This window comes from Thermicanus aegyptius DSM 12793 (assembly GCF_000510645.1).
GTDB lineage: Bacteria > Bacillota > Bacilli > Thermicanales > Thermicanaceae > Thermicanus > Thermicanus aegyptius.
Window position 1 is genome coordinate 2,941,068 of record NZ_KI783301.1, and the last position, 19,179, is coordinate 2,960,246.

The window sequence follows — 19,179 nt, forward strand, 5'->3', positions numbered from 1 at the left end:
GGAATGTCGAATAAAGAAAGTATGGACAAAACGACGACCCTAACCATCGAACAACTTCAAAATCAAATAGAAGAACAGAATCAGCAAATTGCACTTCAAAATCAGCAAATTGCTGAACTAACGTTAAAGCTGAAATGGTATGAGGAGAGACTTCTCCTAAACCAGAAAAAGCGGTTTGGCTCATCCAGCGAGAAAACGGATGAGGCTCAACTAACACTTCCCCTCTTTAACGAAGCGGAAGAAACCGCCGATCCTGCTGCCGAAGAGCCGACGCTTGAAACGATTACTTACAGCCGTCATAAACAAAGTGGAAAGCGCGAGAAAGAGCTGAAAGACCTGCCGGTAGAAGTGATCGAGTACCACTTACCTGAGAACGAACAAACCTGTTCTTCCTGTGGGAATCCCCTGCATGAAATGAGCGTAGAGGTCCGGCAAGAGTTAAAGGTCATTCCTGCTCAAGTGAAGGTTGTAAAGCATGTCCGGCACGTTTATGCCTGCCGCCACTGCGAGCACCATGAAGCGCACACCCCCATCGTCACGGCACCCATGCCTACGCCAGTATTTCCAGGGAGCTTAGCTTCTCCGTCCGCAATGGCCTACATTATGTCGCAAAAATATGTGTATGCCCAGCCGCTCTACCGGCAAGAGAAGCATTTAGAACGCTTGGGAGTGCCCTTATCCCGGCAAACCTTGGCCAATTGGATGCTCTATGGTGCTCACCAATGGCTTCATCCGCTCTATGAACGGATGAAGGAGCACCTCATTCGTCAAGAGATCCTGCATGCGGACGAAACGACGGTACAAGTACTCCGGGAAGAGAATCGGGCTGCGGAAACCACCTCCTACATGTGGCTATACCGTACCGGAAGAGATGGACCGCCCATTATCCTCTTTGATTACCAAAAGACAAGAGCGGGAGAACATCCCAAAGCCTTCTTAGCTGGGTTCCGCGGATTCCTCCATGTGGATGGATATGCCGGATACAACCAATTAAAACCGGAGGTTACGCTAGTAGGATGTTTCGCCCATGCCAGAAGGAAATTTGATGAGGCACTAAATGCCCTTCCTCCATCGGATCGAAATAAAAACGTAGCAGCCAAAATCGGGCTTGGGTTTTGCAACCAGCTTTATGCCGTCGAACGGGATTTAAAAGAGGCTTCCCCGGAAGAACGGTATGAAGAACGCTTAAAACGAAGTAAGCCCATTTTGGAGGCTTTTTCCGTATGGCTTCACCAAATGAAGGATCAAGTCCTACCCAAAAGCACCTTTGGGCAGGCGGTTCAGTATTGCCTTAATCAGTGGGAGAGCCTCACAAACTATCTCAAAGATGGGAGACTTGAAATCGATAATAACAGAAGCGAACGCTCTATTAAGCCATTTGTCATTGGGAGGAAGAACTGGCTCTTTAGCAACACACCAAGGGGAGCGAAGGCGAGCGCGATCATCTACAGTATCATAGAGACTGCGAAAGAGAATAACCTTAATCCGTACAACTACCTCACCTATCTCTTTGAGCGGCTACCGAATATCGATTTGAAGGATAAAGACATGATCGATCAGCTCCTTCCTTGGTCGGCCGCCTTGCCTTCAAATTGCCGGGTAAACCAAAAGTAAATTTAACGAAACGAAGCTTCGTCTCCTTCTTGGTGACGGAGCTTTTAATTTTGGCGGCATGTGGTCCGTATTTGACGCTTACAGAGCACGGTCGCTTAGGTTTCTTTGGCATACTTGCACCTCCTTTTGCCCATAGAAAAAGCCCTCGCAGGAGAAATGCTCCCGTGAAGGCTACTGTTTATTAATATTCCATACTACCATTATATAACTTTCACCACGGACAAACAGTGTCATCGTATGCCAAACTGTGCCAAAGTGTGCCAATTTTTATTTAGGTACCTTCAAATGTTGTAAAGCGGATGAATGAAGTCTATGCACGGTTCTCATAGAAACATTAAGATTGACACAGATTTCTTCCCAGTTAAGAAAGTTAATGTATCGGTAGCGAAGAAGTAGCTTCTCATCCACGTTTTCCATCTGATTAATCGCTTCACGGATATCTGATTTCAGCTTTATTAATCGCTCAACCTCTTGTTGTATCTGTTGCTCCAAATCTACTATTCTTATCACATATTTTTCAAAAGGTGGATCAGTACTTTTTGTTTTACTGACTTTTTCCTCAAGAACGGGTGATGAAACACTTCGTGATAGATCTCTTAAGTTTTGTAGCTCTTCAAGGTCGGAATTAATCAATTCATTCAAACGGTAAGCCTGTTTTAAGAATTCCTTAGCTGTCATCATCGCACCGCCTCCTCTTGTAGCTGTTGAATTAATATGTCAGGGTTTAGGGATGTGAGGACATTAAACAATCCAGAATGAAAGAAGCACTCAACCTCACGTTTTGTATATAAAGCAGAATCATTGCGAGGGTGTTTTGCTAATCTTTTCAGTGCAAAACGATAATCCTTGACCGCCTGTAGAATAATGGCATTCGCCAGTTTTTCAAATGCATCTATCATACAACACCCCTCGCTTTCCCAAGATTTGCTTTGACCGCATTGATAAGATCAGATTGTGTCTTTTCCTTTCGTTTCAAGGCCCTCATCACATCTTCATCAATCGTTCCTTTAGTAATAATGTGATGGATAACCACCGTTTCATTTTGTCCTTGTCTCCAAAGTCTTGCATTGGTTTGCTGATAGAGTTCTAGACTCCAGGTAAGACCAAACCAAATAAGTGTTGAACCACCACTTTGTAAGTTAAGGCCGTGTCCTGCTGATGCAGGATGGATAACCGCCACAGAAATATCGCCGTTGTTCCAATCCTTGATATCCTTGGATGTTTTAATTTCTCTAACATTAAATCTTGCTTTAATACGCTCTAAATCGTGATTATACCAATATGCAATAAGAACAGGTTTGCCGTTTGCACCTTCGATTAAATCTTCAAGAGCATCCAGCTTGCGGTCATGGATAATATGAGTATTTTTATCATCATCATAGACAGCACCGTTTGCCATTTGCAGGAGTTTGCCAGAAAGGACTGCTGCATTCATGGCATCAATCTCCTCATTGGCAAGCTCAAGAACCATCTCTTCACGAAAGTGATCATATACGGATTGTTCTTTGTCATTCAGATACACGGGCACTTCATTGATAACGCACTCTGGCATTTTCAGAAAATCGACTGATTTCATGGAAATGGTGATATCCGAAATGAGCCGATATATGGCATCTTCAGCACCTGGCAATGGTTTATATGAAAATACGATTTGCTGATTACGTTTATCCGGTGTAAAAAAGGAATTGCGGTAGTGAGTTATGTATCTGCCGAGTCTTTTACCCATGTCGAGAATACGAAACTCTGCCCACAAATCCATTAACCCATTACTGGAGGGTGTACCCGTAAGACCCACGATCCGTTTTGCCCTCGGCCTTACTTTTAGTAAACTTTTAAATCTTTTTGCACCATAGGATTTAAAGGATGATAGCTCATCGATTACCACCATGTCATAGTCAAAAGGGATGCCACTTTTGTTTACCAACCAGTCCACATTTTCTCTATTTATAAGGTAGACACTTGCAGGTTTTCTAAGAGCCGCCAATCGCTCCTGCTCTGTTCCAATCGCTACCGAAAACTCCACCCTTTTTAAATGCTCCCACTTATTTATCTCAGCTGGCCAAGTATCCCTTGCTACCCGAAGTGGAGCAATGACCAGAACCTTTCCAATTTCAAAACTATCAAGACATAAATCAAATATAGCTGTTAGAGTAATGACGCTTTTGCCAAGACCCATTTCTAAAAACACCGCAGCGATGGGATGCTCAAGTATGAAGTTCGTTGCATAGGTCTGATATTTATGAGGATTGTATTTCACCCAGTATCCCTCCAATCTGCTTAACATCATCAATGACATAGCAGGTAAAGCCTAACTTCTGTAATTGCTTTATTCTTCTAATCTGTAACGGACGAGGTTTCTTTCCGGGAGCCTTTAATTCCACAAAAGCCATCTTCCCATATGGTAAAAGCACAAGACGGTCTGGCATTCCATCTAAACCTGGACTAACAAACTTCGCCGCAATACCTCCTATCTTTTTTACCTCAGCCACCAGTTTCTTTTCGATATATTTTTCAAGCATAAATACCTCCCATATAAAAAGGCTCGGAACAAGAAAACAACTTTGACCCAATTTTCCTATACGCGCGCGTATGCGTGTATGCACAGGCTACTATTACTTCTTTTTACTATTTATAAATAAATAGGATACTTCTTGTTCCACTTGTTCCGAACCGTTGATTTTCCTTATCATTACTAGCTTTAGGGAAAGAAAGAGTATGGGAACAAGGTAAGGTACAACTTAGCGTTGTTCCTCGACTCGGGAATAAGCTCGTTGCTTTCCGTAGACAGGAAACGTCACAACACCATTCTTGTTCCCAGTGTACTTGTTCCACTCACTGATCTTTCTCATAATGGCACCGATGGCATAGGAATCTGAAGGCTTTAGCATGGATGCCTCTTTACCGAAACACTCACACCAAATTTCCATATTACAGACAAGGGTCCTTTTTACGGTTCCAACACGGGTGCCGCCGCCAAATTCGCTACCGCCGAGAAAATTTCTACGCTCGTACAAAGACATCGTGTCCCAATCATCCGGCAAGAGCGTATCCAAGTAAGTACGAACCAGTCCTTCTCGTTCATCTGTTTCCATAGCATCTGCCTGTTCACTAGTTGCCATGGATACATCATCACCTTCAAGGTAGAGTTTTTCGCCCTTCTCATATAATACTAGTGCCTCTGCCCAAATCTGCTGTACTTCTTCTTTAGTCATCTGCCAAGCTTTCTTTCTACTGTTACCACTAATGCGGACTGGCCAAAATCTGCGGTTGCCCGTAATATCACGAAGAAAACCGCTTTCCGCATTGGTAGAACCTACAATCACGCATTGACGGGGATGGCTTTCGACGTTGACCCCATAACTTGCACGGTACTTATCATCTGCCCTTGAAATAAAGGACTTCACAACCTCCACATCCGTCTTACGCATTCCAGCAAGCTCTCCTAGTTCCAGCAACCAATATCCCTGAAGTTTCTCAGCCCCGGATTTATCCTTCATATCTGTAATAGTCAAACTGTCTGAAAACCAGTCTCCAGCAAGCTTAGCAAAGAAGGTTGATTTACCGATTCCTTGAGGACCGTTTAAGATAAGAACACTATCAAACTTTGTACCTGGTCTATAAATACGGGCTACCGCTGCAACCATCGTTTTGCGTATGACTGCTTTTGTATAGGAATTATCTGTTGCACCGAAATAATCAATTAATAGATTATCTACTCGGCTAATACCATCCCATTTTGGCAGGGAGTCCAGATATTCCTTAACAGGATGGTAGGCTCGTTCTGACGCTACAGCTAACACAGCATCTTTGGTCTTGGTAGGGGAATAGACTCCGTATTTACTGCTTAAGTACACCTTAAGAAGCGCGTTATCCGAATCATTCCAACCAGCCTTGATCTGTTCCCAAGGCAGACCACCTTTGGCATCAATCCCATCACGGTGGCAGTTGAAAGCGATATGCTGTAAATTCTCATCATGCCGAATAATCAGAACGATGTTATCCAATGTGTCTTTTATTCGGCCTTGCTTATCCAATTCCAAAGCTGTCTGCCAATCCTCATCACTAAACTCCTCTTCAGCCTGAGCCTGTCTTTCCTTTGCGAACTCAGCTTTTACCGCTTCATCTTTTATAGCAAACTCGCACATTGCCACAAAAGATGGCATCTTACCAGGAACCGTGGTGGTAGAAGCTTTATCATCTAAAGAACCAAATTTATGAATACGAACAAGATCAAAAGCATTGAGGAGCAGGCTGCTTGCTGGGTCTGTGGCATGGTGGCTGTATGCAAATTTATCATCATAGATAATCACACCCGCACTGCTGTCAGCTGGAATATAATCGTACCGTCCTTCCATAGCAGAGGGGGCATAAACAGCACCTAAGAATTTTTCTATAGCTTCACGAACGAAATAGGCACGACAGAATGTTCCTACCACACCTTCCTTTAAAAGCGGATCTGCTTGTTCTTTCAGACTTCGATTAATCACTTCAGACTGCCTGCTTGATACCGGCCAAGTTGATGTATCCCGCCAGTTTTGATATTTTGAAAGATAAACATCCGGGTCAAGTAATGCTCCATCCTGCTCTTCGTAGACAAATTCACCATTAGAGGAAGTGGATGGCCAATACATAAGGCGATGTGCTTCATATGTCGTATCATCGAAAAGGTCCATACCAATTTCTTTTGCCACCATACGTCCAACGGCTGCATATTCTTCTTCACTGATCTCACGAGCAAGAGGAACGATAAGTCTGAGTCTCGGATTTTCCGGTGTGTGCTTATGGGTGGAGTAAACACAACATTTGAAATCGAAAAGTATTGAGATTTGTTCCCAAATATCCGGTCTACCGTAATCCATATCAAGGGTAAGCAAAGAGCGACATAGAACATTGCCCTTCTTTCGCCTTCCTTCTTTTAAATGTCCTCCGACAAAGCCACCCACGTCTTTGATATCATCTTGTTGACCTTTTTTAAGTTTCCGATATTCCTCTACCGTTTCTGTAGTACGTTGTGTTGTCTTTACACGGGAGCAAAAATCCTCCCAGGATATATCTTTGTTTTTCCATTTTCTATCCATCCGGCTATTGCCTACTGCAATTTTCATAAACTTTCGACCTCCTCATGCTCCGGACTAAAATATCTAACCGTTTGTCTGCGTTTCTTGGCGACTTCAATTTCCCTCTCCATACCGTTTGAGATGGTATTGCCCAGCACCCACACCTCGGAACATTTGCCCATGAGCACAATGTCCATAAATATGGCAAGCTCCCGTTCCTCTGGATTTTCATCATCCATAAACTGTGGAAACATAAGGTGGGGAGCAATTGGAATACAGTTACTTTCCAAGGCAAACCTGCAAAAACTACGAGCCTTTTTAACGTTTTCTTCTACATCACCGGAATAGGGAGAACAGATATATACAAGCGGCTTAAAGGCAGATTTTTTCTCTGCCTTTTCCTTTCTCATTATGTTGGTCAGTGCTTCATGGGGAGTTGGGTCATGGTATCCTTCATGGTTAAATTTGTTGATTCCCATTACACACCCTCCATTTCTATTTGAGGCAAAATACCGTCTGCCTTCATCAGTTCGTAAATGAAGAGTCTGCCTTTTTGTGTCCAATATGTATGGACCTTTGTATGCTGTTGCCCGTTACTGCCAAGGTAGTTATGTGTCTTAGTACTGGTGTATCCTTTTTCCGCATACTTCTGATATAAAAGCCAAATGCCGCCTTGTTTAAATTGGATGCCCTTTTTATTAAGATAGCGGTTCATCCAAATAGCTGACTTACCATAATCTTTGGCGATTGCTGATGTGGAAATGAGGTCTTTGCAATTTAAAACCACATCGTAATAAGACACTTTCGGTTTCATTTCTGCAATTTGCTGATTCTGAACAGCAACTGTACCTTCAAGCACTTTATTTTGTTTCCTTACTTGTGTTAGCTGTTGATTGGCAATCTGAAGTGCCCTTGCCATGATTGCTTCTGGAGAGTTCCATCGTCTTTCAATTTCAAGAAAGTACCCGCGGCATTGTTTTCCTTTTGGAGTACGCTGTATCATGCATAGCTCTTTTGCCATATCAATTGTTATTTGGTGGTCAACAGCTGGTCTTCCACCTGTACTTTCCGACAGAAATGTCGAAAAGTCCGTACCCTCCACAAATCCATACTCACACATTCTTGGAAACCATTTATCATATTTCGGAAGTTTAGAATGAATGTCATTTGAATCCGTTTCCAGAAACATATCCACTATATCTGTAACAAAATGCATTGTGCTCATAAGTTCCTTGACAAATTGGAATTGATCTAAAGAATTTCCTTTCCAAATCTTTCGTAATGTCATCACATTGTAAATGCAAGAATATGTAGTTTGATTTTTATTTCAGCCTCACGATACATCTATGATTTTGCGGAATTTTTCTTTATTAAAAATATTACATAGTCCTTCAACTATTTTATAGCTCGTGTAATTAGTGCTAAACAACAATTAAAAAGATAGTCATAATAACGGAATTTAGTTATTTCAATCTCATGATGTCGTATACGATATTTATTTCCAATGTCCGTCAACATCTTAAATTCATTATGAAACAGATCAGTAAAATCATCATTTCCTTTTGCCATATCACTTACTATTTTTTCTGATAAATAGTTCTTATCTAAATCTAGTATGCCTTTAATCATTAAACTTCTTTACTTGTCAAACTGTTACATGATAGACGACAGCACAATCACATAGTCAACATTGACATAATATAGCATAAACACTTTCACTGAGTGTCATATATCTCATCTGCTTTAATAATCGTTATAGATTTGATTCTATGTTTGAAAGCGTGAGATATCATTAAGCATTAATACTTGAAAGGAGGAATTTACTCTATGTCAATGCCCAATATACCTAACATAAATGCAACCATCAGTATCACTCTTGAAGATTCTGTCAATCTTTTGCTTGCTTCCGTGGCCTTTGAGGAACTGGGGCTTTCTCATATCATCAACGCCGAAGCTGAAAAGATTCAGTATGCCCTTGGAACGCTCAGAGGACAGAATCCCCCCACTACGCCCCCGACGATTGATGAACTTCTAGGAATCAATGAGTCGGTTAGTCAAACATTGAGAAACGTCATTAAAAACCAAATGCTTCTTCATTTTAAGTTGAAAGATACGCTATCCATTTCGACATCCACAACGACGACTACCGGGACGCCATAACTTTGTAATTGCAAATTTTAATGAGTAGATAAGCAGACACATATGCACCGCCTTGTTATTCATTTAGTTTTGAGCGTTGAACCAATGTCGAAAAAACATCTTGTGATATAAAAACCAAATAGAAAGGAGTCCAATTATGTCATTTCCAAACATGCCTAATGTAACTCCACATATCAATATTAACCGAGATAGCGTCATCAATCTTTTGTTGGCGTCCATAGCATTGGAAGAATTAGGATTGTCTCATATCATCAACGCCGAAGCTGAAAAGATTCAGTATGTCCTTGGAACACTTGACGGGCAAACCCCACCAGAGCCCGCTACAATTGATGATTTATTGAAAATCAACAATTCGGTGAATCAGACGCTCAAAGATACTATTAAAACCCAGATACTTCTTCAGTTCCAACTCGAGGATCTCATCAATTATGAACAGCTTGGCATACACGTTAATACTGCAAGCGTAACGGCCGTATTCGAAGGCAACACCTACTACGCCAGCGACAGTGCATATTATCATACAACGGGAGGAATGTAATAATGTCAACGAATTTAAACTGCATTAACACTCCTGTTAAATGGAGTAACATTCAGAAAAGGTTTCACTATAACCTCAACGATGTTCGTAATATGACGATTATTGGCTCGATTTTCGTTGAAAAGGAGGGAATGGAAAAATGGCAGTAAACCTTGGACCAATAGGCATTTACAATGTGTTTGTGATACAAGATATGAATATGAGCAATACAGATGCCGAAGGAAGAGTAGCCGTAGGAGGTAATGTTACCTTGCAAAACTACGGAATAGGCGCTTCCATCTCACCATTACCACCCTTTGGAACGGATGCCTCTTTTGTAATTGGCGGTAATGTAAATGTTACAAGTGGTTCGAATTTTAGTGGCAATACTATCAGAAGAGCATCTAGTTCAGTAATCAATTATACTATGGGAAACCCAAACGGTACTTTTGTAACTGGGAATCCAATCAATTTTACAGAGAAAGCAACTTATTTAAAATGCGCAAGTACCTTTTGGGGCAATCTGACGGCAACTGGTACTGCAAGTGTAAGCTTTGGGGGATTAACTCTAACCGGTACCGAGCCAGATTTGAATATATTTGAAATAAATGCAAATGATGTAGCAGGGTCAGGATTGTCACTGAATCAGTTGAATGGCATCAATATTGTAGCTCCACTAAGTTCTACAGTTTTAATCAATGTCATAGGAACAAACATTGCATTTGGTAGTTACCAAATTTTTAGAAATGGAGTAACCGCAACTCGAAGCGATGCACGATTAATCCTTTGGAATTTTCCTCAAGCAGCAACATGGACTAATAGTACGACCGCAATATATGGCTCGGTATTGGCCCCATTTGCAGATGCAACTACCGTATCTAGCCAAATTAATGGCAATATTATTTTTAACTCTCTTACGGGAACTTCCGAAAGTCATAATGAATTGTTTGAAGGAACTCTGCCTGATCCGCAGTCATGCTTAACTGAAATCGCTTCCATCTCGATAGAAAAAGAGGTTTCGCCTGATAATGGTGTAACATGGTTCTCGGCAGATACTGCCCCAGGACCGGATGTGCCTTCTAACACAAATCCGCGTTTTCGTTTCACTGTTACAAATAATGGAACTGCTACACTAACCAATGTTATAGTTACGGACGATGTTTACGGTTTAATTGGAACAATAGCTACACTGGAGAAGTCCGCTTCGGACCAATTCATTTTCGATGGAACATGGGTACTTGGTCAAAACGTGAATACCGCGACGGCAACTGGTGAATATGACGGCAATACCTTCTCTGACACCAATTCGACATATTGGGTAGGTGTGGAAGCGGCACTTCCGGCGATTACCGTGAAAAAGGAAGTATCGCCAGACAATGGGGTTACATGGTTCGATGCAAACAAGCTTCCAGGCCCGAATGTAGTTTTTCCCAACAATCCGCAGTTTCGATTTACAGTTACAAACACAGGAAATGTTACGTTGACCAATGTTACCGTGACGGATAATGTTTATTTAACGGTTATCGGTCCAACGGATTTGAACCCCGGCGAATCGGAAACAGTAACAATTAACGGCACATGGGCACTTGGCCAGCAGTCCAATATTGCGACGGCAACATGTGATCAGGGGGTTACCCATGAGAACACGGCATTTTGGTTTGGGGTTGAAGCGGCCGCACCGTCCATTGAAGTAGACAAATACGTTTCACCAGATAATGGGGTCACATGGTTTGAAGCAAATGCTCCTGTAGGCCCACCTGTACCACAAGGCACAGATCCACAATTTCAATTCACAGTTGTTAATACGGGCAATATCACGTTGACCAATGTTATAGTAAATGACAATGTTTATGGCTTAGTGCTTGGACCAATCGCAAGTTTAGCCCCCGGTGAATCATCATCCACAATAGTTGTTGGTACATGGGCACTTGGGAATCAAATGAATATTGCAACAGCAACATCTGACGAAGGAGTATCCGATGCTGATGTCGCATATTGGTTCGGCGAAGAAGCTCCACAGCCAGAAATTAATATAATAAAAGAGGTATCTAACGATAACGGGATTACCTGGTATGACGCGGATACACCTCCAGGATTAAATGTTGCCATAGGGACCAATCCTTTGTTTAGAGTTACAGTTACTAATGTGGGAGACGTAACCTTAACCAATGTCCAAGTAACGGACGATATATACGGTTTTGTTGGGACCATGCCCGTTCTGCCACCGGGAGATTCAGCTAGTTGGATTATTGTCGGTACCTGGGTGCTTGGACAAAACGTGAATGCCGCAACGGTAACTGGTGAATATGACGGCAATACTCTCTCTGACACCAATTCGACATATTGGTTTGGCGTCATCCCTTCCATCACCATTGAGAAATATGTTTCGGTAGATAATGGAGCAACATGGCAGGAAGCCGATACGTCTCCAGGACCGTTGCTTCCAGACGGAGTAACACCGCAATTTAAATTCATCGTAACAAATACTGGTGATGTGACGCTTACCAATATTGAAGTAACCGACAGCGTATTCGGCGTTATTGGAACCCTCCCATCACTTGATCCCGGTGATTCCAACGAATGGATTATTTAACTGATTCAAAATACAATGAAATATGCTTCTTAGATAACAGAGAGCAATGTTTTTCTATACGTTTTCGGGGTTTTGGCATACTTGGATAGTAACTGCCTTTGTGAGGTTTTCGAATCTTCAAATCTAGTGTACCTAGCCATGTGTCCAATTCATGATGATAACCATTTCTTTGCGTGGCGCGTTCCGGACTTCGTTTGTATCAACCTGGGACGCTGCCACAACTTCCAATAATGAATTAACAAGAACATTCATAACCTCTCTCAAAAATCAAGATGACCGTCAGATACACTCCTGCGCAAAAGATTTAAAAATGAAATTCTATTTATAAAAGCTCGGCGCGATTTTACATCACTACTATAAGAGTGGACTATAAAATCCAAGTGTAGATGTCTTGATTCGAATTTTGCAACATTATAATAGCAAGATTTTCTTCCACAAGTTGTGCTATATCATTTTAATCTCTATATTTTCCATTATAAGATGTACCCTTAATCAGCTTACTAAATTCTTCTTCGCTTATGGCAAAATCACGCACATCTTTTCCATATTGATCATTTGCCCATTCTCGTGTGTACTGCATATTATAGGAGGTTAGCCCGTCATTTAGGTTAAAATTGATATATTCTACGTTTCCAATCAAGGCAAACATAATGATAGCATTAACTTCAAACTGTTGTTGATTTGCTTCATCACTATAAAAATTTCTAGTCTCTGTATCCGTTTGTAAATTTACAGTTATTGCAAAAGGCTCACTATCAGTAGAAAGCTCAAAGTAATCGTAATCGATGTTTTTAGGGAACGTTAATAAAAAGATGATACCTCCAACTTTTGAGTTATTGCCTACATACTCGGTTTTATTTTTTAAAAACTGAGAAACAAGAGGGTCATCACCTGATTTAGTTGTAATTAAATTGGTAACTAGAGCAACCACAAGTACTACAATTGCAACTAAAGTAACAGCAATCACCCAAAATTTTGGCTTTCTATAATTTAACACGTTTTTAATCCTCCCCTTTACATTTCCCTTGTCAAAAGCTAGAGAAGTTCCTCTTAAAATACGCTTTCCGATAGCAAGCAACAGCAATGGATTAACATAAGTTTTTTGTGTTTTCATGCATACTTTTAATACGCTTTCATCACAGAAAAGTTCCATATCCTTACTCATTAAAAAAAATGAAAGCCATACAAGAGAATTAAGCCAATGTAATATTAAGAAGGCTAATATCTTAAAGTAACTATTACATCTACCCCTATAGCAATAGTATCAATTTCTAATAGCTTTTCATAGAGATTATGGCAAATGTCAGATTGGTAAGCACTATAATCGGCTTTATCCCAAGCTATTACAAGGTATCGTTTTATTCTTTGAACGTTAAAATCATTATTTAGTGACATGCAAATAAAATTTGAAGCAACTCATCTGTTGCTCCATTAACCTGTGATAATCTATTTTAATAAGATGAATTGTTTCTCAATTAAAATGTACAAAATTCCGGCTTAGACTCATAAGCTATAAAGTACATTGAAACAGTTTGCATTAAAGTGAATTATTTACTTTGCATGCGCCTTATCTAAGTTATCGTAATCACCATTTCTACGAAAAGCTAAGTTATGTTAAAACCACAGAATACAAACAAACCAATAAATTAATATTCTTTAAATATGAAAAAATTTAATTGCAGCTAGGACAAAACCCTCCTTTAAAACATTAAAAAAGCCAGTGAGGTTTTACTCGTCGTAAAATTTCACTGGCTTTTCATTTTTCAAAATAAAATAAAGATTATTTCTGATAAAATGAATTTTTCTACCTAATCATATGGAATGAAGGATTCTTAACATGAATCAATTAACTTTACCTTTTCGATTTAATAGTAAAATTATAAATACACATGAGTTGATAGGATTCATTTTCCCTCTAATTTTTATGCATTACCTCATTCTACTGTCCCTGTCCTGTCAACACTTTTTTTCAAAATGATCAAGTAATTGACGTACTTCATCCGTTGACTTTGTGTTCATCAATTGATTTCTTAACATGCTTGCTCCAGGAAATCCTTTGACATATATTTTGAAAAAACGATGGAGCCCAGTAATTGGACGTGGCAGTTTTTCTAAATAGTAGTCATAAAGATCAAGATGATATCTTAGAAGATTGAGATACTCCATACTACTATGCTCTTTCGGCTCTTTTTCAAAGGCAAATGGGTTTTTAAAAATTCCGCGCCCAATCATAACCCCATCCACACCATATTGACGAACAAGTTTCAGTCCTGTTTCACGATCAGGAATGTCCCCGTTGATGGTTAGTAGCGTATTCGGTGCCACACGATCACGTAATTTCTTGATTTCTGGAATCAGCTCCCAGTGTGCCTCTACTTTGCTCATTTCCTTTCTTGTACGTAAATGAATAGAAAGATTTGCGATATCCTGTTTTAAAATATGCGTTAGCCACTCCTCCCATTCATTTACATCCGAATAGCCAAGTCGTGTTTTCACACTGACAGGCAGTCCACCCGCTTTTGCTGCTTCAATAAGTTCTGCTGCGACTTCTGGACGCAGAATAAGTCCACTACCTTTCCCTCTCGATACCACATTCGGTACAGGGCAGCCCATATTAATATCAAGGCCTTTAAATCCTAGCTCTTTCATCCCAATACTCATTTGTCGGAAATATTCGGGCTTATCTCCCCAAATATGTGCCACCATTGGCTGTTCATCTTCTGTAAACAACAAACGACCCCGAACACTGTTCTTTCCCTCAGGATGACAATAGCTATCCGAGTTTGTAAACTCTGTAAAAAATACATCCGGTCGACCTGCTTTACTTACTACATGGCGAAAAACAACATCCGTCACATCTTCCATTGGCGCAAGTATAAAAAATGGTCGTGGTAAATCACGCCAAAAATTATCAATCATTGCAAACTCAAATCCTCTCATTACTGATACAACTTTAAACTATCTGTCAGTCAAAAATATAAAGTGAAACTTTTAATCACTGGGGTTTCTTCATCCTCCACCGAACTAGAGAAACTCAGGTTAAAGGCGCCATGTCCTATGACACCTGAAGAACCAACATCTTATTAGCCTGAACCAATTGGGTTTTTATGGGCAATTGATTCCTTTCCTAACTTCTTTGCTTTCGCTAAATTTTGAGGTAGAAGCATTACAACCCATTAATGCGGGATAAAACCGCTTTTTTTACACTAACATCATGTTTCCTAACTTACTATCATACACTAGTATATTTGAATATGGATCATTTATGAAAATCGCCATGTATATTTTAACGAAAATCAGTCCTGAATGGTATTTTCACAAACGAAAAAGCAGATAGTATAGACTTTTTACGATATCAACTGCTTTTATGTATATGATATTTGAAGTATCAATTCGTGTGTATTTTACTTTAATTTTTCTTTATATTAAAGTCTCCCATACAAAAATCGAAGCATAAAAAGGCTCCTCGCCGCCATAATGGTAGTTGAGGAGCCTTGGTTTGTCTAATACAAACTGGGATTTATCTTTTTTTGAACTTATTTTACAATTTCAATTCGTTCATACTCCGTTCCGGGATTTTTCTGAACAGCTTTAAAAAATAAAGTCTTATGAACAATTTCATCTGGATTCAGTGAACTGTATGATTTCTCATAACTAAATCTGGGCACCTGGTTGAATTGAGTGACTGCAAGATAATCTGAAATAGTAAAAATTGCAAATAATAGAATGGCACATCCGACAACACTCAATATACGTAAGCTTCTCTTTACGAATACAGATTTAATCATGAAGTAAGCTCCAATTATTAAAATGATACTTCCGATAATTGAATAAATACTTCCCCAGCTGCTATCATTGGGGAATATCGCTAAGGCCGAAATAATGATGAATATACCGAATAATGACATCAGATAACTAATCACTTTTTGTTTTCCGTACTTTATCTCGTTTTGTCCATATTCTGCCATTTTAATAGCAGTATCTCTTGTCTCTTGATTCATATTCTCGCTTTTCCTTTCTCCATTGACAATCTCAGGAATACTAACATCATAAAAATCTGCTATCTCGATGAGCAGACCTATATCTGGCATATTCCTGCCGGTCTCCCATCTTGATACTGTTCTGCCAGAGACATTCAGCTTTTCAGCCAATTGCTCCTGCGTCAAATCTTTTTCTTTTCGAAGCTCTTTTAGGAACACTCCGATTTTGATTTGATCCATATGGATGACCTCCTTTTCTCTGCCAGATTACTACCAGCAGGCATTTTTTAACACGACACAAAGCGAGAAATGCCCTGTTAATGCCTATAGACAACCTTGTCTAATTGCTATATTTCTCTATTTTCTGCTCAGACATCTAAATCACAGCCCGAGCTCGATGTTATCCAAATCACTAACTCAATCCTAACGCAAAAACATCCCAATCGGCTACTCAAACCCTCCGAAGAAAAGTGTAGATAAGTTTTCTTAGAGTGATAGTTCGATTCTCACGTTCAAAGCAAGCCTCCTCCTGCGGCGCTTACGCTCAGACTTCCGAAAAGTCTTTACTTCAGGCAATTTTTGTTGGTCATCCCTTTTACCCTTGACATCAAGGCAACGCACTCCACATGCGCCGTCTGCGGGAACATATCGACCGGCTGGATCCACTTCACCTCGTAGCCCTTCTCCATGAGATAGGCGGTGTTCTTCGCCAGTGTGGAGGGATTGCAGGAAACATAGACGAGGCGTGCAGGGCGTACCCTAACGATGGCATCCATCATTCCCTGTCCCATTCCGGTGCGGGGCGGATCCACCACCACCACATCGGGGCGAAAGCCCTCCTTCACCCAGCGGGGCATGATCTCCTCTGCCCTGCCCGCCGTAAAATGAACATGGGAAAATCCGGCTACTTTCGCGTTCTCCCGGGCATCCGCCACCGCCTCAGGAACCTCTTCGATCCCTCGGATCTCCTTCGCATCCGGGGCGAGCCAGAGGGCGATGCTCCCTACGCCGGAATAAGCGTCGATCACCCGTTCCGAACCCGTAAGGGAGGCAGCCTCCGCCACCACCCGGTAAAGCTTCACCGTCTGCACCGGATTTAGCTGAAAGAACGCCCTGGGGGAGAGACGGTACTCCACCTCCCCCAATCTCTCCATCATCTTCTCCTTTCCCCAGAGGAGAAGGGTGGTGGGGCCAAAGACAAGGGAGGTCTTCCCCGGATTTACGTTGAGACTTATGCTCGCCAGGTGGGGAATCCGCCGTCTTAATTCTTCGACCACTTCCTCCTCATGGGGGAGCCTGGGTTCTGTGGCGACCAGGGTGAGCTGGATCTCTCCCGTGGCAAAGCTCACCCTCGCCACCAAGGTGCGGATCAATCCCTTATTCTTCCTTTCATCATAAATGGGCAAGCGCCACTCCGTGATCACTTCCTTCGCCTTACGGATGGCTTCATTTACCTTTGGATGTTGGATCGGGCAATCGGAGAGGTCCACCAACCGATGGGAACCCGCCGCATATAGACCGGCGATCACTTTCCCCTTCGCCATGCCCACCTGCAGCTGTCCCTTATTCCGATATCCCCACGGCTCTTCCATGCCGATGATCGGCCGAATGGGAGGATGCTTCAATGAAGTGTACCGGACAAAAGCTTCACGCACCTGATCCTCCTTTGCCTTTAATTGGGCCGGATAGGAAAGATGCTGAAGCTGACAGCCTCCACATTCCGCAGAAATGGGACATGGTGGCGTGCGCCTTTCCGGAGAGGGTTTGATCACCTGAAGAAGTTCCGCATGGGCGAACCGCCTCTCCACCTTGGTTACCTTCACCTTCACCAACTCGTTGGGAAGGGCTCCCGGAATAAAGAGAACCTGTCGCCTGTCGTATCCGATGCCTTCTCCGTTAATCCCGATTCTCTTAACGGGCACCGTTAAGATCTCCCCTTCTTTAAACTGGGTGAGACTCTCCTTCCCTCTTGCCAGGGGAAATCCCTCCTTGTGCATAGATTCGTTTAATCAAGAAATGAAATGGGCGGGCTCCATTGATACGTCAAATAAATCAGCCATCCTAGGGCTCCGGCCAAACCAAAGTAACTGATCCCGTAAAAAAGGCGTTGTAATGCCGGCACCTTATAATATTCCGGTTTCTTGAGGAAGTAAGAATCCTCATTCGGAATATACCGGATCATTAACGGAATATATAGGGCTTCCTCATTTGCCTGCTTGATCCCCTTCATTTTCACTTCAACAATTTCCCCATGGGGAAAAGAGATCTCTCCGAGTGAGCCAGCCCCCGGATAAAAGATTTCTACCTTCTCGCTCCGATCCTCTAAAGAGGAGTAATGGGAAAAATCTAAGACCCGTTCATGCTCGGTCCCCGGCATGAGGAGAATCCTCTCTTCGAAAACCTGACGGTTTATTTTCAGGTACTCTACGGCTCTCCGTTCATTGCTCTTATTCTTGCCGATATAAGAATGAAATAATTGCCATGCAAAGAGAATCCAAATGAATAAGAAGAGAAAAGAACGAAGATAGAGGATGACGCCTAAACCTCCGATTAACCCCAGAAGCCAGAGCCACCTGGAAATGGCGACAACGATTCGTCCCCCATCGAGGGGGTGAATCGGCAAGAGATTGATGAGATTGATGGAAAAACCGACCAATGCGATGAGATAAAAGGGAGGGTGATTGATTCCTAGGGCCAACAACAATACAATGAAAGCTCCGATGCTGCCCAATAATGGTCCGCCCAGGGCGATGAAGGCCTCCGTAGCGGCATTCTGCGGCTGTTTTTTTAGGGTAATCAATGCCCCGAGAAAAGGGATAAAAGCCGGAGCGGAAACAGGCACTTTTTTCATATGAGCAGCCCAAACATGCCCCATTTCGTGAAGAAAAATCATGAGGACCACCCCGATAGAGAACTCCAGCGGGTAGATGAGCGTATAAGCCCAAATCATCAGGAGCATGCTCCAGAGGGTACCGCCCGCCTGGCCCAGCTTTAGAAATGGGAGAAGAAGTTTTAATTTCGATCCTAAAAAGGATAAAAAGGCAAGGACACCCCCCCACTTTCCCCATGACTTAAATATCCTTCCCGTTTTCTCACCTTCACCTGAGATGCCCATACTGCTCTCCTTCCTACGTCGTGATACTCTAACCTCCCTCTATTTTAGACCATTTCAAACCGCTTTGCCTCAACTATTTTTCATACGATCAAGAAAATGCGCTTCTGCGGACATCGATTCTCTCCTTCGTGCCATATGATGTA

At 41.8% G+C, this 19,179-nt stretch carries 16 protein-coding genes and 1 pseudogene; 4 read left to right on the forward strand and 13 right to left on the reverse strand.

The genetic code is table 11. The annotated features are described in order from the left end of the window. Positions 1 to 21: 21 nt before the first annotated feature. Positions 22 to 1,614 carry an IS66 family transposase gene (gene tnpC / locus THEAE_RS0115710; protein WP_039944592.1) on the forward strand — a complete coding sequence of 531 codons (1,593 nt, stop codon included), beginning with the start codon at positions 22 to 24 and terminating at the stop codon, positions 1,612 to 1,614. 267 nt (positions 1,615 to 1,881) lie between these two features. Here tnpC and THEAE_RS0115715 read toward each other — a convergent pair whose 3' ends face one another. The 7 genes from THEAE_RS0115715 to THEAE_RS0115755 form a co-directional block, all read right to left on the reverse strand. Next, a complete protein-coding gene (locus THEAE_RS0115715; protein WP_036174995.1) occupies positions 1,882 to 2,295 on the reverse strand; it encodes a DUF1492 domain-containing protein in 414 nt (137 codons plus the stop codon). Then, the gene (locus THEAE_RS0115720; protein ID WP_028988127.1) at positions 2,292 to 2,513 is read right to left on the reverse strand and encodes a hypothetical protein; all 222 of its coding nucleotides are present in this window, start codon (positions 2,511 to 2,513) and stop codon (positions 2,292 to 2,294) included. The genes THEAE_RS0115715 and THEAE_RS0115720 overlap by 4 nt, the downstream gene beginning before the upstream one ends. After that, positions 2,510 to 3,871, reverse strand: coding sequence for a DEAD/DEAH box helicase (locus THEAE_RS21375; protein WP_039944510.1), 1,362 nt, complete (start codon positions 3,869 to 3,871; stop codon positions 2,510 to 2,512). The genes THEAE_RS0115720 and THEAE_RS21375 overlap by 4 nt, the downstream gene beginning before the upstream one ends. Then, positions 3,852 to 4,133, reverse strand: coding sequence for a VRR-NUC domain-containing protein (locus THEAE_RS0115740; protein WP_019155138.1), 282 nt, complete (start codon positions 4,131 to 4,133; stop codon positions 3,852 to 3,854). Before THEAE_RS0115740 ends, THEAE_RS21375 begins: the two co-directional genes overlap by 20 nt. Positions 4,134 to 4,352: 219 nt before the next feature. Next, on the reverse strand, positions 4,353 to 6,719 hold the full coding sequence (locus tag THEAE_RS0115745; RefSeq protein WP_028988129.1) for a virulence-associated E family protein: 2,367 nt from the start codon (positions 6,717 to 6,719) through the stop codon (positions 4,353 to 4,355). Beyond that, a complete protein-coding gene (locus THEAE_RS0115750) occupies positions 6,716 to 7,150 on the reverse strand; it encodes a DUF7768 domain-containing protein (RefSeq protein ID WP_019155140.1) in 435 nt (144 codons plus the stop codon). Before THEAE_RS0115750 ends, THEAE_RS0115745 begins: the two co-directional genes overlap by 4 nt. Then, positions 7,150 to 7,959 (reverse strand): phage antirepressor KilAC domain-containing protein, encoded by an 810-nt coding sequence (locus tag THEAE_RS0115755; RefSeq protein ID WP_425426404.1) that lies wholly within the window; start codon positions 7,957 to 7,959, stop codon positions 7,150 to 7,152. The genes THEAE_RS0115750 and THEAE_RS0115755 overlap by 1 nt, the downstream gene beginning before the upstream one ends. A gap of 539 nt (positions 7,960 to 8,498) precedes the next feature. Between THEAE_RS0115755 and THEAE_RS0115765 the strand changes: the two genes are divergently transcribed. The 3 genes from THEAE_RS0115765 to THEAE_RS0115780 all read left to right on the forward strand — a co-directional run bounded on the left by THEAE_RS0115765 (position 8,499) and on the right by THEAE_RS0115780 (position 11,941). Next, on the forward strand, positions 8,499 to 8,831 hold the full coding sequence (locus THEAE_RS0115765; protein ID WP_019155143.1) for an alpha-helical endospore appendage domain-containing protein: 333 nt from the start codon (positions 8,499 to 8,501) through the stop codon (positions 8,829 to 8,831). Positions 8,832 to 8,967: 136 nt separating this feature from the next. Then, a complete protein-coding gene (locus THEAE_RS21380) occupies positions 8,968 to 9,369 on the forward strand; it encodes an alpha-helical endospore appendage domain-containing protein (protein ID WP_019155144.1) in 402 nt (133 codons plus the stop codon). Between the two features lie 139 nt (positions 9,370 to 9,508). Beyond that, a complete protein-coding gene (locus THEAE_RS0115780; RefSeq protein ID WP_019155146.1) occupies positions 9,509 to 11,941 on the forward strand; it encodes a choice-of-anchor A family protein in 2,433 nt (810 codons plus the stop codon). Here THEAE_RS0115780 and THEAE_RS23925 read toward each other — a convergent pair. The 6 genes and pseudogenes from THEAE_RS23925 to THEAE_RS0115805 form a co-directional block, all read right to left on the reverse strand. Further along, a pseudogene (locus THEAE_RS23925) lies at positions 11,934 to 12,128 on the reverse strand (transposase); the annotation flags it as partial. The gene THEAE_RS0115780 and the pseudogene THEAE_RS23925 overlap by 8 nt on opposite strands. A gap of 267 nt (positions 12,129 to 12,395) precedes the next feature. After that, a complete protein-coding gene (locus THEAE_RS21385; RefSeq protein WP_316245673.1) occupies positions 12,396 to 13,166 on the reverse strand; it encodes a DUF4825 domain-containing protein in 771 nt (256 codons plus the stop codon). A 731-nt stretch (positions 13,167 to 13,897) separates the two neighbouring features. Beyond that, positions 13,898 to 14,881 carry a tRNA dihydrouridine synthase gene (locus THEAE_RS0115790; protein WP_019155150.1) on the reverse strand — a complete coding sequence of 328 codons (984 nt, stop codon included), beginning with the start codon at positions 14,879 to 14,881 and terminating at the stop codon, positions 13,898 to 13,900. A 596-nt stretch (positions 14,882 to 15,477) separates the two neighbouring features. Continuing rightward, on the reverse strand, positions 15,478 to 16,161 hold the full coding sequence (locus THEAE_RS0115795) for a helix-turn-helix domain-containing protein (protein WP_019155151.1): 684 nt from the start codon (positions 16,159 to 16,161) through the stop codon (positions 15,478 to 15,480). A gap of 323 nt (positions 16,162 to 16,484) precedes the next feature. Then, the gene (gene rlmD / locus THEAE_RS21390) at positions 16,485 to 17,918 is read right to left on the reverse strand and encodes a 23S rRNA (uracil(1939)-C(5))-methyltransferase RlmD (protein ID WP_052330076.1); all 1,434 of its coding nucleotides are present in this window, start codon (positions 17,916 to 17,918) and stop codon (positions 16,485 to 16,487) included. Between the two features lie 8 nt (positions 17,919 to 17,926). Next, positions 17,927 to 19,036: a site-2 protease family protein gene (locus THEAE_RS0115805; RefSeq protein WP_052330078.1), complete on the reverse strand. Its 1,110-nt coding sequence runs from the start codon at positions 19,034 to 19,036 to the stop codon at positions 17,927 to 17,929. Positions 19,037 to 19,179: the final 143 nt, after the last annotated feature.